The sequence below is a fragment of the Haloarchaeobius ordinarius genome (assembly GCF_051801355.1).
Classification (GTDB): domain Archaea; phylum Halobacteriota; class Halobacteria; order Halobacteriales; family Natrialbaceae; genus Haloarchaeobius.
In genome coordinates, this window is sequence record NZ_CP196560.1 from 2,699,845 (window position 1) to 2,725,196 (window position 25,352).

General features: G+C 65.5%; 33 protein-coding genes. 15 read left to right on the forward strand and 18 right to left on the reverse strand.

Going from position 1 to position 25,352, the window contains the following annotated elements:
* Positions 1–100: 100 nt before the first annotated feature.
* The 9 genes from ACSC1R_RS14110 (at position 101) to ACSC1R_RS14150 (ending at position 7,645) form a co-directional block, all read left to right on the forward strand.
* Complete coding sequence (locus ACSC1R_RS14110; RefSeq protein ID WP_439026363.1) at positions 101–574, forward strand: ester cyclase; 474 nt, start codon at positions 101–103, stop codon at positions 572–574.
* A gap of 295 nt (positions 575–869) precedes the next feature.
* Positions 870–1,229, forward strand: coding sequence for a 50S ribosomal protein L7Ae (gene rpl7ae, locus ACSC1R_RS14115; protein ID WP_439026364.1), 360 nt, complete (start codon positions 870–872; stop codon positions 1,227–1,229).
* Positions 1,230–1,238: 9 nt separating this feature from the next.
* Entirely contained in the window at positions 1,239–1,463 is a 225-nt protein-coding gene (locus ACSC1R_RS14120) for a 30S ribosomal protein S28e (protein WP_261651289.1), read from the forward strand.
* Positions 1,463–1,672, forward strand: a complete 210-nt coding sequence (locus tag ACSC1R_RS14125) for a 50S ribosomal protein L24e (RefSeq protein ID WP_439026365.1) — start codon at positions 1,463–1,465, stop codon at positions 1,670–1,672. The genes ACSC1R_RS14120 and ACSC1R_RS14125 overlap by 1 nt, the downstream gene beginning before the upstream one ends.
* A complete protein-coding gene (ndk, locus tag ACSC1R_RS14130; protein ID WP_439026366.1) occupies positions 1,669–2,136 on the forward strand; it encodes a nucleoside-diphosphate kinase in 468 nt (155 codons plus the stop codon). The genes ACSC1R_RS14125 and ndk overlap by 4 nt, the downstream gene beginning before the upstream one ends.
* A gap of 108 nt (positions 2,137–2,244) precedes the next feature.
* Positions 2,245–4,653: a penicillin acylase family protein gene (locus tag ACSC1R_RS14135; RefSeq protein ID WP_439026367.1), complete on the forward strand. Its 2,409-nt coding sequence runs from the start codon at positions 2,245–2,247 to the stop codon at positions 4,651–4,653.
* The gene (locus ACSC1R_RS14140) at positions 4,650–4,988 is read left to right on the forward strand and encodes a hypothetical protein (RefSeq protein WP_439026368.1); all 339 of its coding nucleotides are present in this window, start codon (positions 4,650–4,652) and stop codon (positions 4,986–4,988) included. The genes ACSC1R_RS14135 and ACSC1R_RS14140 overlap by 4 nt, the downstream gene beginning before the upstream one ends.
* Positions 4,989–5,061: 73 nt before the next feature.
* Positions 5,062–6,741: a histidine kinase N-terminal 7TM domain-containing protein gene (locus ACSC1R_RS14145; protein ID WP_439026369.1), complete on the forward strand. Its 1,680-nt coding sequence runs from the start codon at positions 5,062–5,064 to the stop codon at positions 6,739–6,741.
* Between the two features lie 88 nt (positions 6,742–6,829).
* Positions 6,830–7,645, forward strand: coding sequence for a class I SAM-dependent methyltransferase (locus ACSC1R_RS14150; protein ID WP_439026370.1), 816 nt, complete (start codon positions 6,830–6,832; stop codon positions 7,643–7,645).
* Between the two features lie 21 nt (positions 7,646–7,666).
* Here ACSC1R_RS14150 and ACSC1R_RS14155 read toward each other — a convergent pair whose 3' ends face one another.
* The 8 genes from ACSC1R_RS14155 to ACSC1R_RS14190 all read right to left on the reverse strand — a co-directional run bounded on the left by ACSC1R_RS14155 (position 7,667) and on the right by ACSC1R_RS14190 (position 13,754).
* Positions 7,667–8,746, reverse strand: coding sequence for a methionine synthase (locus ACSC1R_RS14155; protein WP_439026371.1), 1,080 nt, complete (start codon positions 8,744–8,746; stop codon positions 7,667–7,669).
* Positions 8,743–9,747, reverse strand: coding sequence for a 5-methyltetrahydropteroyltriglutamate--homocysteine methyltransferase (locus ACSC1R_RS14160; protein ID WP_439026372.1), 1,005 nt, complete (start codon positions 9,745–9,747; stop codon positions 8,743–8,745). Before ACSC1R_RS14160 ends, ACSC1R_RS14155 begins: the two co-directional genes overlap by 4 nt.
* Positions 9,748–9,819: 72 nt before the next feature.
* On the reverse strand, positions 9,820–10,404 hold the full coding sequence (locus tag ACSC1R_RS14165) for a HemK2/MTQ2 family protein methyltransferase (protein ID WP_439026373.1): 585 nt from the start codon (positions 10,402–10,404) through the stop codon (positions 9,820–9,822).
* Positions 10,405–11,610 (reverse strand): mechanosensitive ion channel family protein, encoded by a 1,206-nt coding sequence (locus ACSC1R_RS14170; protein WP_439026374.1) that lies wholly within the window; start codon positions 11,608–11,610, stop codon positions 10,405–10,407. It abuts the gene before it with no gap.
* Complete coding sequence (locus tag ACSC1R_RS14175) at positions 11,594–12,433, reverse strand: 16S ribosomal RNA methyltransferase A (RefSeq protein WP_439026375.1); 840 nt, start codon at positions 12,431–12,433, stop codon at positions 11,594–11,596. The genes ACSC1R_RS14170 and ACSC1R_RS14175 overlap by 17 nt, the downstream gene beginning before the upstream one ends.
* 40 nt (positions 12,434–12,473) lie before the next feature.
* Positions 12,474–13,052: a DUF655 domain-containing protein gene (locus tag ACSC1R_RS14180; protein WP_439026376.1), complete on the reverse strand. Its 579-nt coding sequence runs from the start codon at positions 13,050–13,052 to the stop codon at positions 12,474–12,476.
* A 49-nt stretch (positions 13,053–13,101) separates the two neighbouring features.
* Positions 13,102–13,458: an RNA polymerase Rpb4 family protein gene (locus ACSC1R_RS14185; protein ID WP_439026377.1), complete on the reverse strand. Its 357-nt coding sequence runs from the start codon at positions 13,456–13,458 to the stop codon at positions 13,102–13,104.
* A 5-nt stretch (positions 13,459–13,463) separates the two neighbouring features.
* On the reverse strand, positions 13,464–13,754 hold the full coding sequence (locus tag ACSC1R_RS14190; protein WP_439026378.1) for a 50S ribosomal protein L21e: 291 nt from the start codon (positions 13,752–13,754) through the stop codon (positions 13,464–13,466).
* Positions 13,755–14,141: 387 nt separating this feature from the next.
* Between ACSC1R_RS14190 and ACSC1R_RS14195 the strand changes: the two genes are divergently transcribed.
* The 4 genes from ACSC1R_RS14195 (at position 14,142) to ACSC1R_RS14210 (ending at position 17,728) form a co-directional block, all read left to right on the forward strand.
* Positions 14,142–14,579, forward strand: a complete 438-nt coding sequence (locus tag ACSC1R_RS14195; protein ID WP_439026379.1) for a GNAT family N-acetyltransferase — start codon at positions 14,142–14,144, stop codon at positions 14,577–14,579.
* Between the two features lie 245 nt (positions 14,580–14,824).
* Complete coding sequence (locus tag ACSC1R_RS14200) at positions 14,825–15,991, forward strand: cystathionine gamma-synthase (RefSeq protein ID WP_439026380.1); 1,167 nt, start codon at positions 14,825–14,827, stop codon at positions 15,989–15,991.
* A gap of 123 nt (positions 15,992–16,114) precedes the next feature.
* Positions 16,115–16,993: a sugar nucleotide-binding protein gene (locus tag ACSC1R_RS14205; RefSeq protein ID WP_439026381.1), complete on the forward strand. Its 879-nt coding sequence runs from the start codon at positions 16,115–16,117 to the stop codon at positions 16,991–16,993.
* 51 nt (positions 16,994–17,044) lie between these two features.
* Positions 17,045–17,728 (forward strand): MBL fold metallo-hydrolase, encoded by a 684-nt coding sequence (locus ACSC1R_RS14210; RefSeq protein WP_439026382.1) that lies wholly within the window; start codon positions 17,045–17,047, stop codon positions 17,726–17,728.
* A 32-nt stretch (positions 17,729–17,760) separates the two neighbouring features.
* On the opposite strand, the gene ACSC1R_RS14215 is transcribed toward ACSC1R_RS14210, so the two are convergent.
* The 7 genes from ACSC1R_RS14215 to ACSC1R_RS14245 form a co-directional block, all read right to left on the reverse strand.
* Positions 17,761–18,027, reverse strand: a complete 267-nt coding sequence (locus ACSC1R_RS14215; protein ID WP_439026383.1) for an elongation factor 1-beta — start codon at positions 18,025–18,027, stop codon at positions 17,761–17,763.
* A gap of 2 nt (positions 18,028–18,029) precedes the next feature.
* Positions 18,030–18,209, reverse strand: a complete 180-nt coding sequence (locus ACSC1R_RS14220) for an HVO_2753 family zinc finger protein (RefSeq protein ID WP_439026384.1) — start codon at positions 18,207–18,209, stop codon at positions 18,030–18,032.
* A 44-nt stretch (positions 18,210–18,253) separates the two neighbouring features.
* Positions 18,254–19,462, reverse strand: coding sequence for a tripartite tricarboxylate transporter permease (locus tag ACSC1R_RS14225; protein ID WP_439026385.1), 1,209 nt, complete (start codon positions 19,460–19,462; stop codon positions 18,254–18,256).
* Positions 19,463–19,608: 146 nt separating this feature from the next.
* The gene (rpl12p, locus tag ACSC1R_RS14230) at positions 19,609–19,953 is read right to left on the reverse strand and encodes a 50S ribosomal protein P1 (protein ID WP_439026386.1); all 345 of its coding nucleotides are present in this window, start codon (positions 19,951–19,953) and stop codon (positions 19,609–19,611) included.
* Between the two features lie 5 nt (positions 19,954–19,958).
* Positions 19,959–21,008 carry a 50S ribosomal protein L10 gene (locus ACSC1R_RS14235; protein ID WP_439026387.1) on the reverse strand — a complete coding sequence of 350 codons (1,050 nt, stop codon included), beginning with the start codon at positions 21,006–21,008 and terminating at the stop codon, positions 19,959–19,961.
* Positions 21,008–21,649, reverse strand: a complete 642-nt coding sequence (locus ACSC1R_RS14240; protein WP_439026388.1) for a 50S ribosomal protein L1 — start codon at positions 21,647–21,649, stop codon at positions 21,008–21,010. Before ACSC1R_RS14240 ends, ACSC1R_RS14235 begins: the two co-directional genes overlap by 1 nt.
* A 224-nt stretch (positions 21,650–21,873) precedes the next feature.
* On the reverse strand, positions 21,874–22,614 hold the full coding sequence (locus ACSC1R_RS14245) for a bacteriorhodopsin (protein ID WP_439026389.1): 741 nt from the start codon (positions 22,612–22,614) through the stop codon (positions 21,874–21,876).
* A 201-nt stretch (positions 22,615–22,815) separates the two neighbouring features.
* Between ACSC1R_RS14245 and ACSC1R_RS14250 the strand changes: the two genes are divergently transcribed.
* Positions 22,816–23,415: a hypothetical protein gene (locus tag ACSC1R_RS14250; protein ID WP_439026390.1), complete on the forward strand. Its 600-nt coding sequence runs from the start codon at positions 22,816–22,818 to the stop codon at positions 23,413–23,415.
* A gap of 84 nt (positions 23,416–23,499) precedes the next feature.
* Here ACSC1R_RS14250 and ACSC1R_RS14255 read toward each other — a convergent pair whose 3' ends face one another.
* The 3 genes from ACSC1R_RS14255 to ACSC1R_RS14265 form a co-directional block, all read right to left on the reverse strand.
* Positions 23,500–23,979, reverse strand: coding sequence for a 50S ribosomal protein L11 (locus tag ACSC1R_RS14255; RefSeq protein ID WP_439026391.1), 480 nt, complete (start codon positions 23,977–23,979; stop codon positions 23,500–23,502).
* A 93-nt stretch (positions 23,980–24,072) separates the two neighbouring features.
* On the reverse strand, positions 24,073–24,381 hold the full coding sequence (cutA, locus tag ACSC1R_RS14260; RefSeq protein WP_439026392.1) for a divalent-cation tolerance protein CutA: 309 nt from the start codon (positions 24,379–24,381) through the stop codon (positions 24,073–24,075).
* A gap of 86 nt (positions 24,382–24,467) precedes the next feature.
* Positions 24,468–24,635: an HEWD family protein gene (locus ACSC1R_RS14265; RefSeq protein WP_439026393.1), complete on the reverse strand. Its 168-nt coding sequence runs from the start codon at positions 24,633–24,635 to the stop codon at positions 24,468–24,470.
* A 67-nt stretch (positions 24,636–24,702) separates the two neighbouring features.
* Here ACSC1R_RS14265 and ACSC1R_RS14270 point away from each other — a divergent pair, with 67 nt between their 5' ends.
* A complete protein-coding gene (locus ACSC1R_RS14270; RefSeq protein WP_439026394.1) occupies positions 24,703–25,332 on the forward strand; it encodes a YbhB/YbcL family Raf kinase inhibitor-like protein in 630 nt (209 codons plus the stop codon).
* Positions 25,333–25,352 lie beyond the last annotated feature (20 nt).

Consider the following 25,352-nt stretch of genomic DNA (forward strand, 5'->3'; position numbering starts at 1 on the left):
GAGGCGACAGGAAGTGCGTTGTCGTTCCGCCCGAGAGGAGTCTTGCTCTCCAGTGACACCACCCGGTCAAATATAAGTTCACGCGCGACTACTCTCACCCATGCCTGGGGGGCAAGAACAGCTGAAAAGCACCGAATACGAACGTATCGTCCGCCGTGTCGTCGAAGCGGGCCACGATGGGGGAGACCCGACTGTCTTCTACGACCACTTCTCGAACGACTGCGTCCTCATGTCCGACCCGTCGAAGCGGTTCGGACCTGCCGAGCTGGCCGACCGGATTCTCCGGTTCCATCGGGCCGTCCCCGACGTGAGCGAGACGGTCGAGAGCGTCCACGTCGACGGCGACGTCGTCGTCGTCCGCACGACGCGCACGGGGACCTTCGAGAACGAGTGGCGACTGTCCATCGAGGGGGAGGAACTCGTCTTCGAGCCGACCGGCGACCGGTTCCAGTGTGAACTCGTCTACACCGGCCGGTTCGAGGACGACGAACTCGTCGAGATAGACGGCTACGGTCACAACGACCTGTGGTTCGCCATGGGTATCATCCCGGACCCGTTCTCGTTCGCACGCTGACGGGCTTCTTTTCGGGTATCGATGGCGTGCACACGACGTCGATGCTCGCCAGTGTGTCTACGCCGTGGCGTGACGGTTGTGGGAAATCTGCATGCGGCGTTTTCGCACGCCTGAGAGCGTTTGAACACCCTTATAAGGGGTGGACCAGTACAGACGAGATACGCCCTACGCGGGGTTGATGATGCTCCTAGCCGCACAGGAATCCGGCCGCCGACTACCCAGCCGGTGGTCAGTGGGGATTTCCCCCACGAAGGCAGGGGAGCGCGAGCCCACGCGTGGGAGTAGGTGAACAACCATGCCAGTCTACGTCAACAAAGAGATCCCAGCCGACCTCCAAGAGGACGCCCTCGAGGCCCTCGAGGTCGCACGAGACACAGGTAGCGTAAAGAAAGGAACCAACGAGACCACGAAGGCCGTCGAGCGCGGCAACGCCTCGATCGTCTACGTCGCAGAGGACGTCTCCCCGGAGGAGATCGTCATGCACCTTCCCGAGCTCGCCAACGAGAAGGGCATCCCGGTCGTCTTCATCGAGACGCAGGACGACGTCGGTCACGCCGCCGGCCTCGAAGTCGGTAGCGCGGCCGCCGCCATCGTCGACGCTGGTGACGCCTCGAGCGACGTCGAGGACATCGCCACCAAGGTCGAGGACCTGTAGAGGTAATCCATGAGTGCCGAAGAGTCTACAGACGGCTCCACCTCCGCGGAAGTCATCGAGATCGTCGGTAAGACCGGCATGCACGGCGAAGCCATGCAGGTCAAGTGCCGCATCCGCGAGGGGGAAAACCAGGGTCGCATCATCACGCGAAACTGCCTCGGCCCCGTTCGTGAGGGCGACGTCTTGCAGCTGCGCGAGACCGCCCGCGAGGCCGACTCCATCGGAGGACAATAATGGTTCGAACCCGCGACTGTGAATACTGCGGTGACGAGATCGTTCCCGGGACGGGCACGATGTTCGTCCACGTGGACGGCACGACCGTCCACTACTGCTCCGCGAAGTGCGAGAAGAACGCCGGGCTCGGTCGCGAGCCCCGCGATCTGGAGTGGACGAAAGAAGGCGGTGCCCCCGAGAAGAAAACTGAGGAGGAATCCGAAGAATGAGCGACGACCACGAGCGCACGTTCGTCATGGTCAAGCCCGACGGCGTCCAGCGCGGCCTCACCGGCGAGATCATCTCTCGCTTCGAGGACCGCGGTCTGAAGCTCGTCGGTGCGAAGTTCATGCAGATCGACCAGGAGCTCGCCGAGGAGCACTACGGCGAGCACAAGGACAAGCCCTTCTTCGACGGCCTCGTCGACTTCATCACGTCCGGTCCCGTGATGGCGATGGTCTGGGAGGGCCAGGACGCCATCCGGCAGGTCCGCGGCATGATGGGCGAGACCGACCCGGCCGACTCCGCGCCGGGCACCATCCGCGGTGACTTCGGTCTCGACCTCGGTCGGAACGTCATCCACGGCTCCGACCACGAGGACCCCGGCTCCAACGAGCGCGAGATCGACCTCTTCTTCGACGAAGAGGAACTCGTGGACTACGAGAAGGTCGACGCGACCTGGCTCTACGAATAGAGCTGTTCGGTTCTTCCGTTTTCTCCACCCCGCGTAGCTCCGCTGCCGTCTGTAGACCGCGGGGTGTGTAAACAAACTATAAATATTCACCTCGTTTGTGTGTGTTTAATGAACACAGAGACGACCCGCCGTGCCCTCCTCACTGCGGTCCTCGGGGCGGGCGTCGGGGGGATGACGCTCACGGAGGCGCGGAGCTACCTCGACCGGTTCGCGCCGGGCTCGGGGTCGGTGTGGGGGGCGGCGGATTCAGCGGTCGAGGGGACCGTCGAGAGCCCGTACGGCCCGGCCACCGTCAGCTACGACGACCATCACGTCCCACACGTCGAGGCAGACGCCGAGCGGGCGGTGTACTTCGCGGTCGGCTACTGCCACGGCGCGGACCGCCTGTTCCAGATGGACCTCTATCGACGGTTGATGGAGGGACGGCTCTCGGCGGTCGTCGGCGACGTTGCGGTCGATTCTGACGTCTTCCACCGGCAACTGGACTTCGCGGCGGCGGCGGACGCCACCTGGGAACGGACGAAAGACACCGAGACGGGCGCGATACTCCAGGCGTACGTCGACGGGGTGAACGCGGCCAGAGAGCAGGAGTCGAAACCGCTCGAATATCGGTTGCTGGAGTACGAACCGGACGAGTGGACGCCACAGGCCTCGCTCGTCATCTCGAAGCAGATCTCGTGGGGGTTGACGGGGTCCTTCCGGACGCTTCGGACGGCGCTGGCCCGTGAGAAACTCGGTGCCGAGGCGACCGAGTCGCTGTACCCGCGGCTCATGGACCACGACGACCCCATCATCCAGGGCGGCGAACCGCCGGAATCCACCGAAGCGACGGACGCGGCGGTGCCGGCCCCCGGCATGGTCTCGTGGCTCGCGGACTTCGAGACGAAGCCGGGTATCGGGTCGAACTCGTGGGTCGTCTCGGGCGAGCACACCGACTCGGGCGACCCCATCCTGGCGAACGACCCGCACCTGAACCTGACCGTGCCGCCGGTATGGTACGAACAGCACGTCGTCGGGCCGGACCCGCTGGACGTTCGCGGGGTCTGTTTCCCGGGCGTCCCGTTCGTCATCATCGGCCAGAACCACGCTGGCGCGTGGGGCTTCACCAACACCGGGGCGGACGTCATCGACTTCTACACGTACGAGACGACCCAGAACGGCGGGTACCGATACGGTGACGAGACACGGCAGTTCGACTCGCGGACCGAGACCGTCGAGGTCGCAGACGGCGAGGACCGTGAGGTGACGGTGAAGCGGTCGGTCCACGGTGCGGTCCTGTCGCAGTTCCCCGACGGCGACGACCTGGCCGTCGCCGACGAACTCGGGGTCGCCTGGACCGGTCTCTCGGGGACGCGTACCGTCGAGGCGGTCCGCCAGCTGAACGTCGCTGATGGGTTGGACGACGCGAAGGCGGCCATCCGGCTGTTCGACGAGCCGACGCAGAACTTCGTCTACGCGGACCGCGACGGGAACACGTACTACTGGGTCACCGGCCAGATTCCGATTCGAACGACCGACGGCGAGGTGGTCCAGGGCACGAGAATCTTCGATGGCTCCGCGAAGGAGGGCGAGTGGGGTGACGGCTACACCCCCTTTGGAACGTCCTCGTGGGAGGGGTTCGTCCCCTTCGATGAGAAGCCGGGCGTCGAAAACCCCGACTATCTGGCCACCGCGAACCAGCGCCTCACGAACGACCCCGAACACTACCTCTCGGAAGGGTACGCCCCGCCGTTCCGGGGTGGGCGCATCTACGACCTGCTGGACGAGCGCGTCGAGAGCGACCAGCCGATGGATTCCGAGTTCGTCCGCGAGGTGCAACTCGACACGTACGACCCGCGATGGGACCTGTTCAGGCCAATCGTCGAGGCTGGCAAGCGCATGGACGGGAAAGACTACACGCGCCTCGGCTACGACCCCTACGAGGTGCTGGCAGGCTGGGACGGCGAGATGACACCGGATTCGGTCGGTGCACTGGTCTTCGAGCGGTGGCTACGCGTCTTTCGGAGACGCTTCGGCGAGGAGCACCTGGTCGACGCCGGTCTCCACGAAGACTTCCCGGAGCCGAACGACTGGGTACTCGGCACACTCTCACTGAACGGTTCTGACGGCCGGTGGTTCGACGGAGACGACGGTTTGCAGGTCGCCGCCGCGCTCGCGATGCGACGGGCGACCGAGGAGATTATCGACGAAGACTGGGAGGACTACGGCGACTGGAACCGCGCCCGGTTCACCCATCCGTTCGACCAGGACTTCCTGAACTACCCGAACCTGCGCACGGCGGGCTCTCCCGGGACTGTACGGAACTTCCACAGCGAGGAGTCCACCGGCGCGAGCTGGCGGATGGTCGCCACCTTCGACGGCGAGTCCCGGGCGGTCCTGCCCGGCGGGAACTCGGGCGATTACTTCTCGGATAGCTACGACGACCAGCTTCGAATGTGGGCCAAGGGCGAGTACAAACCGATGGAGCGGACCGTCCCGGACGGGACCGACCTGCGATTCGAGGAGGTGGACCAATGAATACCTCGGACTCGCTCGCGTCCCTGCGTGAGGACGACCGCCGGCGGCGACTCGTCACGCTGGCGGCCGTCGTCGTCGGCCTCGCGCTCGCCTGGGTCCACTGGCTCGGGCTCGTGGTCGCCGGTGCGATGGTGGCACTCCCGCAACGCTCCGTACGTCGGGGGTTCGCCGCGAGTGTCGGCTTCGCCGTACTCGTGGTGGGCGGGTTCCTCGCCGAGCTCACCTGGAGCGGTGCGCTGGACAGCTTCGCTGGACTCGGCACGCTCGCCGTCTTGCCAATCGCACTCGGGGTCGTCCTCCCGGTGTTCGGGGCACTCGCCAGAGCTATCACCTGATGGGCAATTAGAGCCAAGTAGCCGTACCGATAGTTCCACACGACGACAGCTTGGGCCTGTTTGCCCACATTCGATGTTCCTCGCAAATCCATTCACGGCGGCGCTCTTGCTCGTCGCCGGCGCGATGTTCGCACTGGCGGCGTACGCCCTCCGCGAGCGTGTCGTCCCCGGGGCGCTCCCGTTCGCCGGGCTGACGGCCGGCATCGCCATCTGGACTGCGACCCACGCGTTTCGAATCGCATCGACCGCCCTCGAGACGTACACGCTGCTGGCGAACGTCGAGTGGCTCGGTATCTTGCTGGCCGCACCCGCCTGGTTGCTGTTCACCCTCGCCTACACGGGCCAGCGCGAACGCATCTCGTACCAGCTAGTCGCGGTCCTCGCGGTACAGCCCATCAGCACCCTCTTCGTCGTCTTCACCAACGACGTCCACGGCTGGTTCCGGACCGTCGAGTTCTTCCAGCCGGCCGGGCCGGGGCTCGCGACCTGGGAACTCACCCACGGGGCCGCCTACTGGGTCACCGTCGGCTACGTGTACCTCGTCGTGTTGGTCGGGTCGGCCGTCCTCGTCAGGCTCGCCGTCGGCGCGCCACAGCTCTACCGCGGGCGCACCAGTGCGATGCTCGTCGGCGTCGCCGCGCCGTGGCTCGGGACCGTCTCGACGCTGTTCGACCTCCAGTTCGTTCCCGGGTTGAACACCGGGCCGCTGGCGTTCGCCGTCTCGATGGTCGCCTTCGGCGTCGCCCTGTTCGGCCACCGGCTGTTCGCGGTCGTCCCCGTCTCGCCGACGGTCGCGGCCGACGCGGTGGTCGCGCGGATGACTGCGGGCGTCATCGTCCTCGACGCGGAGGGACGCATCACCGAGACCAACCGGGCCGCAGACGAGGTGCTCGCCGTTGCCGAGCCAGTCGGCAAGCAGCTATCAGCCATCGACGAGGAACTGGCGTCCGTCGCCGAGAGCGAAGAGACGCGGAAACTCCTGCTCGAAGACGACGGCGGGCGCGAACGCTACTTCACGGTCGAAGTCGAGCCGCTGTACCGCATGGGCGACTTGCTCATCGGCCGACTGCTCACCCTCCACGACGTGACGGACCGGGTGCTCCGCGAGCAGCGGCTCAACGTGCTCAACCGGGTGCTCCGCCACAACGTCCGCCACGAGACGAACATCATCCTCGGCCACGGTGACCTCATCGAGCCCACCGTCTCGGATGCCGGGGCCCCTCACCTCAGCGCCATGCTCGACGCGGCAGACCAGCTCGTGGACTGGTCGGACCGGGCGCGCTACGTCGAACGCGCGCTCGACGACGTGGAGGTCGAACGCCGAGACATCGAAGTCGGGAGCACCATCGAACGGGCCGCAGAACGCGTCCAGGAGCGGTATCCCGACGCGGCGGTGTTCACGCCGACGCGGGCGACCGAACGTGTCCTCGCACACACCACCCTCGAGTGGGCGCTGTTCGAACTCGTCGAGAACGGCGTCGAACACAACGACGAACCGTTCCCGTCGGTGGCCGTGGGGGTGGAAACGTCTGGCCAGTCGGTGACTATCACGGTCGCGGACACCGGCCCGGGCATCCCACCGGACGAACGCCGCGTCCTCGAAAGCGGAGAAGAAACGCCGCTCGAACACGGCTCCGGGCTCGGGCTCTGGCTGGTCAACTGGACCGTTCGCTCCGCTGGCGGCTACGTCTCGTTCGCCGAGAACGACCCGCGCGGGACCGAGGTCCGCATCACCCTGCCGCGGGCGAGTTGAGTTCCATCCCGGAGACGTGCCGTCGGGGCCGGCCACCGGGTCGCACGCACCCTGAAGACATATACTGTTCCGTGGTTCGAGGAGAGACATGGACGAACACAGGGAGACGAATCGGCGGATGTGGGACGAACGCGCTACCCACCACCCCGACACCGACTACTACGACGTGGAGGGATTCCTCGACGGCGAGTCGTCGCTCTGGGACCTCGAACGCGACGAACTCGGCTCGGACATCTCGGCGGGGACGACGCTCTTGCACCTCCAGTGTCACTTCGGCATGGATACGCTGTCGTGGGCTCGCGACGGAGCCGACGTTGTCGGCGTCGACTTCTCGGAGGAAGCCATCCGCCGGGCCCGCGAACTCGCCACCGAGGCGGACCTGGCAGACCGTGCCGAGTTCGTCGAGGGGGACGTGCTCGACCTCGACCTGGGACGCGAGTTCGACGTGGTGTTCACCTCGTACGGGGTCCTCTGCTGGCTGGACGACCTCGATTCGTGGGCCGACACCGTCGCCCGTCACCTCGCCCCCGGCGGGGTCTTCTACATCGCCGAAGGCCACCCGCTGGCCGGGACGTTCGAACACGTCGACGGCGACACCGCGACCCTCGCGTACTCGTACTTCCACGGCGAACCCGAACACTTCGACGAACAGGGCAGTTACGCCGACTTCGACGCCGAGTTCGAACACACCGAGATGTACGAGTGGGGACACTCGCTCGGTGAGGTCGTGACCGCCCTTGCCACCCGCGGCCTCCGCATCGAGTTCCTCCACGAGTTCCCGTGGTGCACGTGGCAACGGTTCGAGGGCATGACCGAGGACGACTGCGGGCGCTGGTGGCTCCCCGACGACGTGCCCGTGGACCTGCCACAGACGTTCTCGTTGAAGGCGAGGAAAGAAGGGTAGACGAAAGAAGTCCGCGAGTGCTCAGTCGTCCGCGCTCGCTGCTGGCTCTACCGCGGGCACGTCGATTTCGCCGGCGTCGAGTTCGGCCTCGATTTCGCGGGTCGCCTTGACGAGGTTCTCCATCTTCCCGAAGGCGATCTCGCGGGGCAGGAGCTTCAGCCCGCAGTCGGGCGAGACGATGAGGCGCTCCGGGGGCACCACTTCGAGGCCCTTGCGGATGTTACGCTTTATCTCCTCGACGGACTCGACCTCGGCGACGTGGGCGTCGACCACGCCGAGGGCGAGGTCCTTCGTGAACTCGTCGCCGGTGAAGACGTCGAGCTGGTCGTAGTCGCCGTTGCAGAGTTCGAGGTCGTACTCCTCGACCGGGTAGTCGAGCATCTCGGGGTAGATGCGCGAGTAATCGCCGTAGCAGACGTGCAGGCCGATGCGCACGTCGTCCGGGATGTCGTCGGCGATGCGCTCCAGACACTCGCCGACGATGGCGTGGTCGTCCGGCGTGGTCGCGAGCGCGGGTTCGTCTATCTGGATGTAGCGGGCACCGGCGTCGACCAGCTTCTCGATCTCCTCGTTCACGAGGTCGGCGAGGTCGTATGCAAGCGCCTCGTCGTCGTCGTAGGCCTCGTTGAACGACCAGTTCGCGAGGGTGTACGGGCCGGTGATTGGCACCTTGACCGGCTTGTCGGACACCTCGGCGGTGAACTCGTACTCGTCGACCAGCCAGGACTCGTCGTACTCGACCTCGGAGACGACCGACGGCTTGTCGAAGTAGTTGTGGCCCCAGACCTTCACCGGGCCGTTGAACTCGTAGCCCTCGATGCGGTGGGCGAAGAACTCGACCATCTCGGTGCGACGCATCTCGCCGTCGACGACGACGTCGAGGCCGGCGCGTTCGTGCTCGTCGGTGATGAGACGGGAGGCGTCGTCCTTGGCCTCCTGCCAGTCGTCCTCGTCGAACTTCGAGTCGGGGTCCTCGTACTGCTCCTTGGCGCGGTTGAGCCACTTGGGCTTGGCGTAAGAGCCGACGACGGTCGTCAGGATGAAGTGGTCGTTCGGGTGGTCCTCCGGGCGGAACTGGTCTCTGTTGGGGTTCTGGCTCATGCTGTCACCTCCGTGTCGGCGAGGGCAACGGCCTCGGCGACGGCGTCGAGTTTGTCTTCGTACTTCGCGTAGGGCAGGTAGAACAGTTCGGTGTTCGGCGTCACGTAGGCGGTGTCGAACTCGGCGACGGGCAGGTTGTCCTGTACCCAGTCGACGCGTTCGAGGACGGCTTCGGGCTCTTCGACCAGCGTGTTCTGGCCGTCGAGCAGGCCGAGCGAGATGTCGTCTTTGGTGCCGTACTCCTGCAGGTTGTAGAGGTTCTGTTCGTGGTCGCTGACGAAGTCGTAGCCGATGGCGTCGACCTCGGCGTCGAGCAGGTGCGCGTGGACTTTCTCCTCCAGTGCGCCCCAGTAGGGCTGGACGACGACCTCGGCGTCGACCGCGTTCGCGACGGTCGTCACCGCATCGGGGACCTCCGCGTCGAGGCCCTCACCGGGGGCGTTCTCGACGAGCGAGGGTTCGAGCAGGAACAGCGTCTCCACGTCCGGGAAGGCGTCGGCCTCGCCGGCGAGGAAGTCCGCGACGGCGTGGAGGAACTGCGTCTCGTCGTTGTAGTACTCGTCGGTCGCGAGGTCGGCGAGCGAGTACGGGCCGGGGAGGACGGCCTGGAGACCGTCGTCGACGAGTTCGGCGGTCGCTTCCAGTTCGGCGGCCACGTCGCCGTCGAACGTGAGTTCGTCCTGGACGACCGGCTCGCGGTAGAAGTTGTTGTTGTCGTAGTACCGGACGATGCCACGCGTCTCGACGCTGTCGTGGACCGTCAGTGGGTGCGCGAGCATGTCGTCCCAGCGGAGCTGGCCCTCACCGACGAGGTCGACCCCGGCGTCGACCTGTGCCGTGACGACCTCCTCACGGGCCGTCTGGTAGACGCCCTGTATCTCCTCGCCCTCGTCGCCGGAGATGAGGTCGTGCTTCTGGTGGCCTTTGAGGTCCGAGAGGTCCGCTTTCGCCCAGTCTGGGAGGGGGAACAGTCCCAGTGTCGTAGAGACGAGTTCTGTCATTCGTACCCGTCGCTTGGAAATGCGGGAGTTTAATATTTTCGAAGGCTGCAAATGCGCAGCAGTAATTAGATGCTATCTGACGAGCTTCAGAACTGTGAGTGTCTCGAACGGAAACGACTCGTCTCGCAGGGCAACGGCGCTGAAGCCGTTCGCTGCGGCCCGGTCGACCACGGCATCGACACCGGTCAGACTCGACACCAGCAGGTACACTGCACCGTCGGGGTCGAGCACTCGACCGACCGCGTCGAGGAAGGGGTCCACGACGGCACGACCGTCCTCGCCGCCGGTCAGGGCGACCTCCATCCAGTCGTCGCGGGCGGCCGCCGCGTCCTCGGGCAGGTACGGTGGGTTGAACAGCACCGCATCGAACGCGCCGTCGCGGAACGGCGAGACGAGGTCCGCCTGGACGACGGAGACGCCGTGTTCCGACCGGTCGCGTGCCTGCTCACACGCGTGTGGATTCAGGTCCGAGGCGACCACCTGGGCCCCGGTCTCGGCGGCGACGCGCTCGGCGACGTAGCCCGAGCCCGTGCCGACCTCCAGGACGCGACCGCCATCGATGTCGGCGACGGCCGTCTCGGCCAGCAAGTGCGAGTCCTCTGCCGGCTGGTACACCTCGGTCTCGACGCCGCGGCGTTCCGCGAGGTCCTTCGGCATCTACGAGTCACCCCCGTTGCCGTCGACGTCGCCGTCGCCGCCGTCGGCGGCGGGCGTGCTGGCACGGTCCACTTCGCCCACCTCGGGTCCGTCTCCAGCGACCTGGAACCCGCCGGTCTCGGCCCGTCCGGAGAGTTCGCGCTGCGGGAAGGGTATCTTGATTCCCTCCGCCTCGAACGCGTCCTTCAGGGCCGTCACGACTGCAGTCCTCGCCCGCCACTTGCGCCGGGCACTCGGCTTGTCTATCCAGAACCGGACGCCGAGGACGACCGCGGAATCCGCGAACCGCTTCACGACGACCTGTGGCGTCGGCACGGTCAGCACCTCGTCGAGGTCGCCCAGTGCGTCCTCGGCCACGTCGACCGCGTGGTCGACGGCCGCGTCGTAGTCGATACCGACCTCGACCTCCAGACGCAGTCGCCCCTTCCGGGACCGGTTCACCACCCGTTCGCCGCTCACGATGTCGTTGGGTATCATCACGTACTCGCCGTCGAACGTCTGGATGGCCGTGTTGAAAATGGAGATGTCGGTCACGATTCCCTCGCTGTCGCCGATTTCGACCCAGTCCCCGATCTCGAACGGTCGGGCGAACATCAGCACGAACCCGGCCAGCACGGCACCGAGGGTCTGGCGGGCCGCCATCCCGACCACGATACCGGCGAACCCGGCACCGACGAGCAGTCCGGTCAGTTCGACCTGCCAGACGCCGAGGATGACGATGAAGCCGATGGTCCAGAGGACGACCTGGGTAACCCGGTAGATGAGCCGGCGCTGGTGGTCCGACAGCGTCTCGGTCGACTTGAGGAAGTCCTCAAGGACCCGTTTCAACACCCGGGAGAGGATGTGGACCGTCAGTGCGACGACGACCGTGATGGCGATACGGGGGCCATCGCTCTCGTTCACCGGGAGGTCGGCCATCGACGCGACGACCTCGTCCGCAGAACTCCACAGCCCGACCACGACGGTCGCCGCCCCGACGAACGTCAGCGTGATGACGACCACCGTCAGCACGTCCGCGACGGCGTCGCCGAACTCGTCTCTGAGGTGGTCCTGCACGCGATTCGTGACGTAGCCGATGCCAGCCATCAGGGCGACCGCGGCCACCGTCAGTACGAGCTTCACCAGGGTGCTGTCGACGAGTCCCGACAGCGAGTTCACGTCCCTCGCCAGTGCGTCCCAGGTGCCCGGGTCAGCCATCGTCAACATCACGGCCGACGTCGGCCGCCAGTGTCGCCAGTTCCGCGAACGTCACCGGAGACAGGTTCCCAGCGCGCTTGCTCATGAGTTCCTCGTCCGCCGCGTCGACCACGGCGTCCGCGTCGTCCAGCCCGGAGATGTGGGCCGTGTTGCGGATCGCGTTGCGCATCGTCTTCCGACGCTGGGTGAACACCGCCTTCACGAAGTCGAGGAAGAACTGCTCGTCGTCGACCTCGTAGTCCGGGTCGCGGGGGATGCAGCGAACGACCGCGCTCTCGACCGCCGGCGGCGGCGAGAACGCCTCCTTCGGGATGGTCTCGACGATCTCGACGTCGGCGTAGTGCTGGGTCGAGACGGAGAGCCGGCCGTAGTCGTCGCTCCCGGCCTCGGCGACCATCCGCTCGGCGAACTCCTTCTGGAACATCAGGACCAGTGGCTTGCCGAGGGGGAGCAGCCGGAAGGTAATCTGACTCGACACGCCGTACGGGAGGTTCGAGACACAGGCCGTGAAGTCGGGGAGGTCGACCTGCAGGGCGTCCCCGTCTATCACGTCCAGACGCCCCTCGACTATCTCGTCGGCGAACTCCTCCGTGAGGAACTCGACGAGGTGGTGGTCGCGTTCGATGGCGGTCACGTGCTCGCCACGCTCGAGCAGTCTGTCGGTCAACGCACCGTTCCCTGCACCGATCTCCAGCAGGTGACTCGCGTCCACGTCGTCCGGGAGATAGGAGGGAAGTCGGTCGAGGACGCGGTCGTCTACGAGAAAGTGCTGGTCGCGGTTCGGGTCGCCTCGCACGCCGGCGCGCGACAGCAGTCCGTCGGGGTCTCTCATCGATTAGCGGCGGCTACGAGGCCGAACGGGGTAAAACTGCCTACTCGTCTCGTCGCCCGACGAACGTCTTGTACTTGAGGTCGTCGTCGCGGAGTTCTTCGATGATGCGCTCGACCAGGACCTCCTTCGGGTTGTGCAACCCGGCCACGCGGTCTTCGAGGTCCTCGAAGCTCTGGAACGGCTGGCGCTTGCGCTGGTCGAGGATGGAGTTGCGCAGTTTCTTCCCGATACCCGGCAGCAGGTTCAACTGGTGCAGCCGAAGCGTGATGGGCTGGGCCTCGTTGTAGAAGTCGACGAACCGCTGTTCGTTCTCGTCGACGATTTCGGCCACGACGTACTCCAGTTCGGACTTTGCACCGCTCGAGATGTCGTCGTACTCGACGTTTCGAATCCGCTTTACGTTCTCGGCTGGCGGGTCCACGGCGACGTAGTCGTCGATGCTGACGTCGGGCGTGGACTCGAAGGTCACCTCGAACAGGCGGAAATCACGCGTCCCGAGGGCGTACGCGAGCGGGTCGTTCCCGTACCCGCCGCGCCCACCACTCGACCGACCGTTCGGATAGATGTCCAGAACGACGGCTTGGACCGGCGGCTCCTCGTCGCGTTCGGATTCGCTCATTCTAGTTCTATGATAGGGGGACCGCGTATTTAAAGGATGGGCGTCGCACTCAGACGTACTTCGCGACGACGTTGAGAATCTCGTCGAGCTCGTCGCCGGAGAGCGAGTAGCGCTCCTGGGCGTACAGCGACCGGAGTTCGGTGCGGTCCTGGGGCAGGAGGTTGGTGATCTTGTAGGACATCGCCTCGTCGACGTTCTCCAGTTCCTGCAGGTCCTCGACGAGCGCCTGCGAGTCCTCGACGCTCAGCACGCTGAACCGGTTGACGTGCTCGATGGCACGCGCCAGCTCGTAGCGCATCTCGCGGTCCTCGTCGAGTGCCCGGTCGGCTTCGATATCGGCGAGGAGTTCTTTCGTCTCGGAGACGGTGAGATACTCCTCGTCGAGCTTCTCCTTGAATATCGTCATGGGGTCTACTTCTGCGCCTTCAGGTGTGCAGCGGCCGAGACGAGCTTCTTCTTCTTGCCGCCGTCGGTGATCTCGACGAGGAACGCCGAGCCCTGCTTCCCGACGACTTCGCCGGTCTGGCCGGAGAAGCGCGGGTGGAAGCGGCCCTTCGCGACCGAGGGGTCGATCTTGAGGTGGACCTTCTGGCCCTCCTCGAACTCCTGAATCGCACGCTGGGGCGGGGAGGTGCCGCGCTCTCGGGGGTGGTTCTTCAGTTTGTTCCGTGTCTTCTTGAGGGGTCCGTGCGAGTTCGGCATAGTCGTACGCCCCTCTTGTCCCGTCGCCATTATAAAACGCACGTTGTTCGTTCGTGGCGCTTCGGGACCGTCTGCCTGCCGTCCACGTCCGGGCGACGGTCCCGACGGCATCCAATCCCCGGGAAGACCTAATACAGAATGGGTCCATTACCCAGAAAAGGCTTTAAAGAGAAAACGAACAGTTGGCAACAGGTAGAAACAATGGATGTTCGTAACTCAAAATCTGAATCTAATTGTAATACGTCAATACCGAGTGCTGGTTCGTCTGGGAGGTGGGTCCTCGATGCGGACGCCGGCGAATCCGTCGTCCGTGACCGCTTCGGGCGTCCCATCCGTCTCGAACGGTGTCCGGCCCTGTCACCGGCGAAGGTCGACGACCTCGTCGAGATGTACGTGGAGTTCGACCCACCGGGGGTCGCCCACGGGCTCCCACCCGTCGGTGAGTCACAGATTCGTGACTGGCTCGACGTGCTGTCCGCTGGCTTCCACGCACTCTGTCGGTACAGGGGGCGTGTCGTCGGTCACGCGGTCCTCGTCCCGACCGAGGAGGCCGCACACGAACTCGCCATCTTCGTTCACCAGGACTACCGGAAGGCGGGTATCGGAACCCAGGTCCTCACCGAGGTCCTCTCGATGGCGGTCAGTCGCGACGTCCCCGCAGTCAGGCTGTACGTCGAACGCAAGAACGAGCCGGCCATCGGCCTCTACCGGTCGTTCGGGTTCGAGGGAGAACCGTCCGGTCCGGGTGAACTGGAGATGCGGCTGGCGCTCCCCGACGCCGAGGAGTCGACCGCCCCGTTCGACTCGCCTGGTTCGAACCAGTGACCACGGACACCTCAGTGAATGTGTCTGCCACTACGGCTCGTCGCTGCGGTCGTTCGACGTCCACGCTTGCGTCAGGGCGAACCGGTCGCCCGCCGGACCGGGGCCGACGAGGTCGTCATCCTCGAAGTGGTGAGCGGCGACCAGCTATCGTGGGGACCGTGACCTGCGACCCGCCCATCCGTCGGTGACCGGTACTGCCGCAGTGGAACGCAACAGTAACCCCGGTGGCGGCCGTCGTCCCGACCATGACCCGATACGAGGACTTTCGCATCGAGACGCGCTCGATTCACGCAGGGCAGGAACCGGACGAAGAGACGGGTGCGCTCATGACACCCATCTACGCGAACTCGACGTACAAGCAGGACGGGCCTGGCGAGCACCGCGGGTACGAGTACTCGCGGACCGCCAACCCGACGCGAACCGACCTCGAAGCGAATCTCGCCAGCCTCGAATCCGGGGAGTACGGACGCTGTTTCTCCTCCGGCATGGGTGCCATCAACACCGTCCTCAACCTGCTCGAAGCCGGTGACCACGTCGTCACCGGCGAGGACGTCTACGGCGGGACCCACCGCATCTTCACGCAGGTGTACGAACAGTACGACCTCGAGTTCTCGTTCGTGGACATGACCGACCTCGACGCCATCGCGGATGCGATGCAGGAGAACACCGAACTCCTCTGGCTGGAGACGCCGACGAACCCCCTCATGTCCATCGTCGACATCGAGGGCGCCGCCGAGGTCGCTCACGACAACGACGCGCTCTGTGCCATCGACAACACGTTCGCGACCCCGTATCTCCAGCGCCCCCTCGAACTCGGTGCGGACATCGTGAGTCACTCGCTGACGAAGTACCTCGGCGGCCACTCCGACGTGGTCGGCGGCGCGCTCATCACAGACGACGCAGCCCTCGACGAGCGCATCGGGTTCTACCAGAACTCGGTGGGCGCGACGCCCGGCCCGCACGACTGCTTCCTCGTCCTGCGCGGGACCAAGACCTTGCCCGTCCGGATGGACCGCCACTGCGAGAACGCCAGCGACATCGCCCAGTGGCTCGACGACCACCCGGCGGTCTCGGAGGTGTTCTACCCCGGTCTCGAATCGCACCCGGGCCACGACGTCGCGGCGGCACAGATGGACGACTTCGGGGGGATGCTCAGCTTCGAGGTCGACGGGACGCTCGAGCAGGCCAGCACCGTCGTCTCCGAGACGAAAGTGTTCACGCTCGCCGAATCGCTCGGCGGCGTCGAGAGCCTCATCGAGCAGCCAGCGGCGATGACCCACGCCGCCATCCCGCGCGAGGAGCGCCTCGAAGCCGGCCTCACGGACGGTCTCATCCGCGTCTCCGTCGGCATCGAACACGTCGACGACCTGACGGCGGACCTGGAGCAGGCGTTCGACGCGGCCGGTCTGTGAGGCTGCACAGACCCATCTGGCAGTTCTAGCAATTTATTCCCACATATATGGGCAAACGCCCGGTATTCTCTATAGATTCGTTCTCTGCGGTGGTTTTATTACCTGCAACCCGTACGTTCGGCCATGCGATATCTCGTCGTCGGTGCCAGCGGCTACCTGGGGAGTACCGTCTCCGCGGAGGCGCGGGCACGCGGCCACACGGTCGTCGGGACCGGCAACGCTACGACGCCCGGTCAGGTCCACGCTGCGGTGTCGTTCGACTTCTGGGCGGACGACCTCGTCGTCCTGCTCGACCAGTACGACCCCGACGTGGTCGTGTTCGCCGCACGGGTCGAACGCGACCAGCCCGTCCGGTTCACCGACGGCGACTTCGCCGTCGCCGCGTCGCGGGTCGCTCGCGCCTGTGCCCGGACTGGCACGCGACTCGTCTACGTCTCCAGCGACGCCGTCTTCGACGGCACGGGCGGGCGCTATCCGGAGACTGGAACCCGTTCGCCCGTCAGCCGGTACGCCCGTCGCCTCGTCGTCTTCGAGGAGGCCGTCCAGGAGCACTGCGCCGACTACGTGCTCGTCCGCCCGAGTATCCTCTATGGCTTCGCACCGACCGGGCTTGACGACCGCCTCCGGACCGCACGCGAGCGTCTCGGTGGCAGTCGCTGGTACCTCCGGTACACGAACGTCTACCGGAGCCCGGTCGAGGTGGGGGAGGCGTCCGAGGGAATCTGTGACCTCGCGGAGTCGGAGTTCGTCGGCGTCGTCCACCTCGGTGGCCCCCGTCGGAGTTACTACGATTTCCACCGGGAAGCCCTCGACACGCTCGGCGTCGAGACGGAGATGCTCGCCGGCCAGCCGGCCACCGGCGACTGTCCGCAGGACCGGTCGCTCGATTCGAGCCGGTTCGCGAAACTCGTCGGCTGGTGGCCCTCGTCACCGGGGGTCGCACTGTTGACGGCGAGCCAGGCGCAGTTCCTCGACATCGACAACACGGCGACTGCGGACTGAGCGTCGACACGCGACACAACGACTTTTCCACTGGCCGCCCCACGGTGACACATGACACCCGATGGCGTCCATCCGCTCGCTCTCCAGTTCACCCTCGGCGGTCGTGACCTCACCATCCACCCGACAGCGGTCGAGACTGACCACGGCGTCCTCCTCGTGGACGTGGGGCTGCCGGGCGCGACTGCCCAGCTTCGGGACCGACTCGCCGACTGCGGGGTCGCCCTCGACGACGTGTCGGCAGTCTTGCTCACCCACCACGACGGCGACCACGCCGGTGGCCTCGCGGAACTGGAAGCCGAGACCGACGTCCTCGTCATCACGCACGAGGACGAAGCCCCCTTCGTCGACGGCCGCGAACCCCCGATAAAATCACCGGCCGACGCAGAGCGCTATCCACCAGTCCCCGTGGACATCGAACTCGTCGGTGGCGAAACCTTCCGGACGGCCGCCGGGCCCATGGCGGTCGTCTCGACACCCGGCCACGCACCCGGGCACGTCTCGCTGTACTTCCCCGACCACAGGTTCCTGCTCGCGGGTGACGCCCTGAACAACGACGACGGCTTCGTGGGGCCGAAACCCGAGTACACGCCGGATATGGAGACGGCCATCGAATCCGTGGGTCGGCTCGCCGAGCTCGACGTCGAGACGACGCACTGTCACCACGGTGGGACCGCAGACGCCGGCACGGCTGCTATCGAACGGATACACGAGTCACTGACAGAGTCTCGCCAGTAACGGGTGAAAAACGCAGGAGTGGTTCGGCCAGCTCAGATGCGGCCGACTTCGTCGACGCCGACGCTCTCGACGCCGTCGACGTCGGAGAACGCCTCCTCGACTGCTTCGGTGCCTCCCGCGTCGTCGGGGATGATGACGGTCGGGAAGAGGGCGATGAGACCGAACGCGACGTCCTCACGGTCGACGCGGTTGATCTTTGCACCCTCGGGCAGGGAGCTCTCGAGACGCTCCTGCAGTTCGTCGAGGTCGACGTCCGGGCTTTGCGGCATGACCTTCATGCGTGCGGCGACTTTTCCCATGGTTACGGCCCCTCGAACTGGCAGTTCGGACAGTTGTACAGGTTGCTCTGCTTTCGGCACTTCGCGCACCGGTAAATCTGAGTCCCACAGTCGGGGCACTTGAACGCAGCCGCGTTCGTCCCGGAGATGTTGATCCCACAGGAGACGCACTTGCGCCGAGTACGCTGTTCGGATTCGCTCATACCGTGGCTTTCCGCCCGGCCGGTTTTAACGATTGTCTTTCGGCTCACACCGCCAGGGGAACGAGTAACACACCCATGCAGTACACCCGGCGGGTCCCGAGCCGTGTCGGCACGAGACCGACACCGGTCGCAACCGCGAACACGAGCACCCCGACCCACCCGGCGAACAACCACGAGAGGCCACAGAGGAGTCCGAGCGCTGCGACCGAGAGCCGCCGCGGGTCGAGCCCCCCGACCACGTCGAGATAGCGGTCCCCGACGGTCAGGACGAGCCCTGTCGCGACCGCGCCCGCGAACACCACGACCAGCAGTGCGGTTCCGAGCGTCGGGACGCCCCCGACCTCGTCGACCGCGACCAGTACGCCCGTCCGGGGCGTCCCGAGCGCCACGAGAGCGAACAGTGCGAAGACGCTATTCGCCGTGTTCACGCCGCTCGTCGCGACCACGTAGCCGCGGTCCCCCGCGTCCCCGGGCAGTACCGCGAGTGCCGCGGTGGCCGCGATGGCACTCGACACCCCGGGCAGGTAGCCGACCGCGCCACCGGCGAGTGCACCAGCGGCCGTCGCCAGCGCGACGGTCCGGGGCGCGAGCAACAGCCCGGTCCCCGACTGTGGCGGGACACCCCCACCGTCGAGTGCGTCGAGCAACACCGGTGCCCCGAACAGGCCAGCGAACAGTGGCGTCAGGACACTTGTCGGCAACGGCGCCACCGGTTCGAGCGGTAACGCGACGACACCCAGCCCGCCCGCCAGCCCGAGCACGACCACGCCACCCACCCGGGCGCGCCACGTCTCTTCGGTCGCCAGCGTGAGGACGACGACACCGGCCAGCACGAGCGAGAGGTGGGCCCGAATCGTCGGATACGCCGCCGTCATCGCCGCCGTCGCCGGAATCGCGACCGGGACCGACACCACCAGCGCCCCGGCACTCCCCAGAACGGAGAGCCGCAGTGCCTCCCGCCCGCGCCCGGCCAGCACCAGTTTGTGCCCCGGCAACGCCGCGGTCGCCATCGCCGCGTCCGGGACACCCAGTGCCAGCGACGGCACCGCGTCGAGGAACGTGTGTGTCACCCCCGCCGCGAGCATCGCGCCGACCACGACCGTGGGCGGGGCCGGGACCGCCGGCGCTACCGCTGCGAGCAACATCGCGAAGTTGTTCGCGTGCAGCCCCGGCGTCAGTCCACTCGCCGTCCCGAGCGCGATACCCGCGAGGACCGACGCCAGCAGCACCAGGTCGGCTCCGGGGGTGACCATCGCCGACTCTGGCCGCGGCCTCCGATGTAAACTCCGGGCTCGACGGCGTCGCCACTGGGCGGACGGTGGTCAGTCAGCACACGGTCGCCACTGGTCGGCGAGTCCGAAAGAAAATGCGGTCTGTCGTGTGACGTGAGTGCGCGAGTTCAGCCGAAGAGGTTGCCCAGGCCCTCGCCCGAGGCTTCCTCTTCCTCGTCGTCGTCGTCGTCTTCCGTCGTGTCCGGCACGTCGGAGACTTCCTCCTCTTCGCTCTCGTCGCCACCCTCGTCGGCACCGCCAGCGGCGCCGCCAGCTGCCGCACCGCCCGCGGGGACGGCGGCGGCCTCTGCGACGGCCTCCTCGATGTCGACGTCCTCGAGTGCGGCGACGAGCGCCTTCACACGGGACTCCTCCACGTCGACGCCAGCGGCGTCGAGCACGGCGGTGATGTTGTCTTCGTTGATCTCCTCGCCCGATTCGTTCAGGATGAGTGCTGCGTAAACGTACTCCATTGTTGTTATCCGAACATGTTGCCGAGACCGGCTGCACCGTCGTCCTCGCCGTCGTCGTCATCGTCGTCGTCGGCTTCGGCTTCGGTGTCCGCCTCGGTCGTGTCTTGGTCGTCAGTCGATTCGTCTGCGTCGGCCTCCTCGATGGCGGCTGCCGGGGCGGAAACGCCACGGAGCTCCTCCGGGAGTGCCTCCTCGTCGTCGATGTTAGCCGCGAGCGCGCGAAGCTGCGCGTCCGCCTTGCGGATAAGGTCGTCCGCGAGGTCCGGGCTCTCGATTGCCGCGTACAGGCCGAGGCTCTTGGCTTCGCCCGTCGCCTTCGCGATGAGGGTAGATGCCGTCTGAGCCGTCGGGTACGCCGCGTTCACGGACAGGTTCCGTGCACGAGCGGCCGCGGTCTGGACGTCGCTGCGGTAGGCGTCCACGTCGATGTCGAGGTCTGCGGGGTCGAACACCACGCCGTCGGAATAGACGGCGCGGAGGTCGAGACCCACTTCCTTCGGCTCGATGCCGAGTTCGCTCAGGACGTTGGAGAGTTGTTCGGAAACTTCCTCTCCAGCGCTGAGGACGTTGGAGTCCTCGGTGACGTGGATGGAGCCATCCATGATGCGAGCTGCTGCACCGACCTGCTGGAGCTCGCCGACGAACGGACCCGGGTCGACACCGGTGTCGCCTTCCGGAATGACGATGTCATTCGGGGCGATCTCTCCGGCGTTGATGGGTGCGGGCGTCTTCGACTCCTCCAGGATCTTGAACAGTGCGAACGGGTTGTCGTCCGTCCCGATGAGGCCGACCTGGCCCTCGATGTGCTCGGTGAGCACCTCGATGCCGTCGTCGACCTCGTCGAGTGCACGCGTCAGCAGCGTGTTACGGCTCATCCGCAGCTGCGTATCGGGGTAGAGGTCCGCACGCATGGCCTGCAGCTGGCGGCTCGGGATGCCAGCCACGTTGACGATACCGACGGACTCGTAGGACTCGACGATGTCCACGAGTTCGGCGACTTCGTCTTTCTTCCACTGCGGAAGGTTCTCGGTCTTGCGTTCGGCTTCTGCGCTCATCAGGCGTTCACCTCCACCGAGGGGCCCATCGTGGTCTTCACGTAGATGGAGTCCACGTTGAGCGGGCCCTTCTCGAGGTTCGCGTGCAGACGACGGATGATGACGTCGATGTTGTCGGCGATGTCGTCCGCACTCATGTCTTCTGCACCGACACGAGTGTGGAACGTGCGCCGGTCACGACTCCGGAGCTGCACTGTGTTCTTCATGCGATTCACCGTCTCAACGACGTCTTCGTCGAGGCCGAGCGGGGTCGGCATCTTACCGCGGGGACCCAGAATCGTACCGAGATGACGAGCGACGTCTTGCATCATGTTCTCCTCTGCGATGAAGAAGTCTGTCTCGTCGGCGAGGTCCTTCGCGCGGTCGTCGTCGTCGCCCAGATCGGCCAGTTCGGAGCCGCTGAATACCTCATCAGCGACGTCCTCCGCTCGAAGGCCGGTTTCGCCTTCGGCGAAGACCACAATTTGGGTCTCCTGGCCGGTTCCGGACGGCAGGACGACGGACTCGTCGACACGCTGTGACGGATCGTTAAGGTCGAGGTCTCTCAGGTTGATCGCGAGGTCCACCGTTTCGCGGAAGTTCCGCTCGGGTGCATCCTCGAGAGCGCGAGAGACTGCGTCTACTATTTCCTGGTCTGCCATCGTTCACCTCCGTAGTACGCGTAGTGCTTCTACGGGTCAGTGAAACAGGCAAAAGCCTGTCTCACCCGGACGGTAGCCCAGTGGAAACTTAAAGCCGTCGAAGCGGTCGCACAGCGAGGTCCGGGAAACGACGCGTGTCGCTCACCTGACGGCTGTACCGTGGGAGGACGTGTCGTGACCACACCGAAAAAAATCGTTCGTCCGCGGACGGTGGTGACCGTCGCTCAGTCCGCAACCTCTGCTTCGGGTTTCGTCGGGGTGACACCAGCGGCGTCTTCGAGGATGGTCCGGCTGCCGAGTAGCACCATCCCGAAACCGACCTTCGCGCTCAGGTCGAGGACCATGAACGCCGCCGTCTCCCAGTACAGCGGGAGGATGCCGAGGGTACCCTCGGTCCCGATGAGCCAGACGACGGGGTACAGCAGCCAGAGACCCATGACGATGTTCCGGAGTTGGCTGAACAGCGTCTGGACCTGGGTCGACTTCGTCTGTGCCTGCTTCGAGAGCGTACCAACGAGGAAGTACAGCAACACGAGCAGTGCACCGGAGCTGATGCCCCACCACACGATGCGGTAGGCGGGCGTGGTCTCCAGGGCCGCGATGAGGCCGGTCCCGATCATGAACACGTCGAGGCCGACGAGCGTGAAGATGGTGTTCCGACTCGCACCCGCGAGGAGCGCGAGGTCGAGCAGGAGTAGCGGCGTCGTGAACAACCAGTCGGCGTAACGCGCCCAGTAGATGGTGAGTTCTTCTCCACCCGCGGTTACGGTGGTGACACCGAATCCGGTATACATCAGGAAGTACATCGCGGCCGCGATGGCCGTGATGAAGATGGTGATGATGTAGAACTCCTGCATCTTCTTGTCGGTGACACCTCGGCCACGGCCGATGAAGTAGAGTGTCCCGATGGTCATCCCGATGGTACCGATCAGCAACCAGAGTGATTCCGCTCCGACTTGAGCCATTACATCTCACGTAGGGAACCTACGGGCATAGCTAACAGTCCGCTATCTGGTAGGTTCCGTGACTGTCTCGCCGGATGGCTAGACCGACAGACAGGAACGCGTCAACGAGGAATCATCCGTGAGACCAGTGAATTTTTGTTCTTGCGTGGTCTTCAGACCACAACCCCCACGTGGATGAGCACACGGAGTGAGCAGTAACAGATGACAGACAATAACGATGCGATAGACGATTACATCACGCAGGCGATAGTACACGGGACCACCTACGAACGGCTTCGCGCCAGTCGATACAGCTTCTTCTCGGGGCCCCTCCCACGCAAGTTGACTCACCAGGGCGTGATTTCCGCTTCGTTGGGGGCTATCCTCCCGTTGGCGTTCGCGTTCCCTCCGGAAGTCGGGGTCGCTCACCCCTTACTGGCCTCACCGAAGGTCCTGTTGCTCGGACTGTTCGGTCTCGGTGTCGAGGTCCTTGCCGGGACAGGATTGGCTGCTGTCGCCCTGGTCCGTCTCCGACGGGACGACATCGACGAACAGACCGCACATCGGCTCCTCAACGTCGAAGACGTTGCATCGATGCTCGGACTTGGGACTGGTGCCATCGCGATACTGTTGACCCTGAGTTACTTCGGTGTGGCGACCCTGGCCCCGGAGGTCCTCCCGTCGCTCGAACCGGGACACGGCGGTGGTGCGTTCGCCGCGTCAGGAACGGGACTCACCGTGGTGACCCTCGCCGTGCTGTCCCTCGTCGTCGCCGGGACGCTCTCGTTCGCTGGGAGCGTTCTCGCCAGTCGTCTGGATTAAACGCGGAACAGAGTCGTCGCTTCGCCCCGGTCTTCTGGACAGTGCACCCGCTAGTCGGTCGGAGAAAGGGGAGAGAACGTCGGCTTATTCCTCGGCGAACTGGTCGTCGTACTCGCCGCTGTCGAGACGCTCCTTGAACTCTCGCGGGTTCTCACCTTCGATGGTGACACCCAGCGAAGTGCAGGTCCCGACGACTTCCTTCGCGGCGTTCTTGAGGTCGTAGGAGAGCAGGTCCGTCTGCTTCTGCTTGGCGACCTTCTTGACCTGGTCGATGGTCATGTTGGCGACGAAGTTCTCCTGGGGTTCGCCGCTGCCCGTCTCGAATCCGGCCTCGTCCTTGATGAGCGCGGCCGTCGGCGGGACACCGACCTCGATGGTGAAGCTGCCGTCGTCCTCGTATTCGACCGTTACCGGGACTTCCATCCCGTCGAACGCGGCGGTCTGTTCGTTAATCTGGTTGACAACTTCCTGCACGTCGACAGGTGTCGGACCGAGCTCGGGGCCGAGCGGCGGGCCAGGGTTGGCCTGCCCGCCCGGGACGAGCGCTTCGATAGTTCCAGCCATACGTGACAGAACCTTCGCGCCGGTTTTAACCCTTACCTTTCAGCGCGGAAATCTGGCTTCCGTCTCCCCGGTCTCTCCCTGCGTGACTCGGTATCACGCGTCGTCGACCGCTTCCTCGCGCCACGCGCCGAACGACGGCAACACCTCGGCCTCGTCGAACCGCTCGACACACGGCACGTCGTAGGGGTGTAACTCCTCGACTCGCTCGACCAGCGCGTCGTACCCCTCGTCGGTCGTCTTCGCCAGCAGTATCTCCTCGTCGCCCTCGTGGACCTCGCCCTCCCAGCGGTACGTCGACCGACAGCGGACGCGGTTGACGCAGGCCGCGAGCCGCTCGTCGACGAGCGCCTTCGCGAGGGTGCCCGCCTCGTTCGGTGGAGCCGTGATGTAGACCGTCGGCATGCTCGGACGTTCGACCCCGGATTCAAAAAGGATACCAGTCGTGTGCCCGGGGCAGCCGGAGGTTCACGCTCCAGTCGGCTTCCTCCCTACTCCTCGATGGGGTTGAACGTCCCGTCGATGTCCCACTCGTGGATGCACCATGGGCTGCCGATCTCGTCGTCGACGATTCGCCATGACTCCACGTCGTCGTTCCACGCTTCCTGCCGCCCACATCGTTCACAGCTACGGGCGGTGGGTTTGCGAAGCTTCGTCATGTCCTGTAATTTCCGTGCGAGATATATAAGCCCCTACGCTCATGGCGACACCTACCGTAACTCTGGTATGGCGACGAGACGCGAGACGCTCAACACACTGGGTGTCGGCGTCGCCGCCGTCGCAGGGTGTCTCGGCGAGGAAGTCGGGACACGAGCGCCGACCCAGCGGACAGCCGACCGAACGCCAACAACCACGAATCACGCTATGTCATCCAAAGCTACCAGCGATTTTGCGATCAAAGCCACCGCGTTCGCCGACGGCGAGGCGATTCCATCCCGGTTCACCTGCGACGGCGCGGACGTCTCACCAGAATTGACCGTCGGGGGCGTCCCATCGGAAGCCGAGACGCTCGCACTGGTCGTCGACGACCCGGACGCGCCGGGGGGCACCTTCGACCACTGGCTGCTGTGGAACGTCCCGACTGACACGGTCCAGCTCCCCGAAAACGTCCCACGCGGCGAGACTGTGTCGTCCCTCGGGGGCGCACGTCAGGGCACGAATGGGTTCGACACCGTCGGCTACCGCGGTCCCTGCCCACCTGCGGGCCACGGAGCACACACCTACCGTTTCACCCTGTACGCCTGCGACGGTCACCTGGACGTGCCGGGCGGCGCGCCAGCCTCGCAGGTCCGCAGCGCCATCCAGACTGCACAGGTCGCACAGACCCGAATCACGGGGTCGTACGAGCGCGCCTGACCGGCCTGGGATGGCCGCCG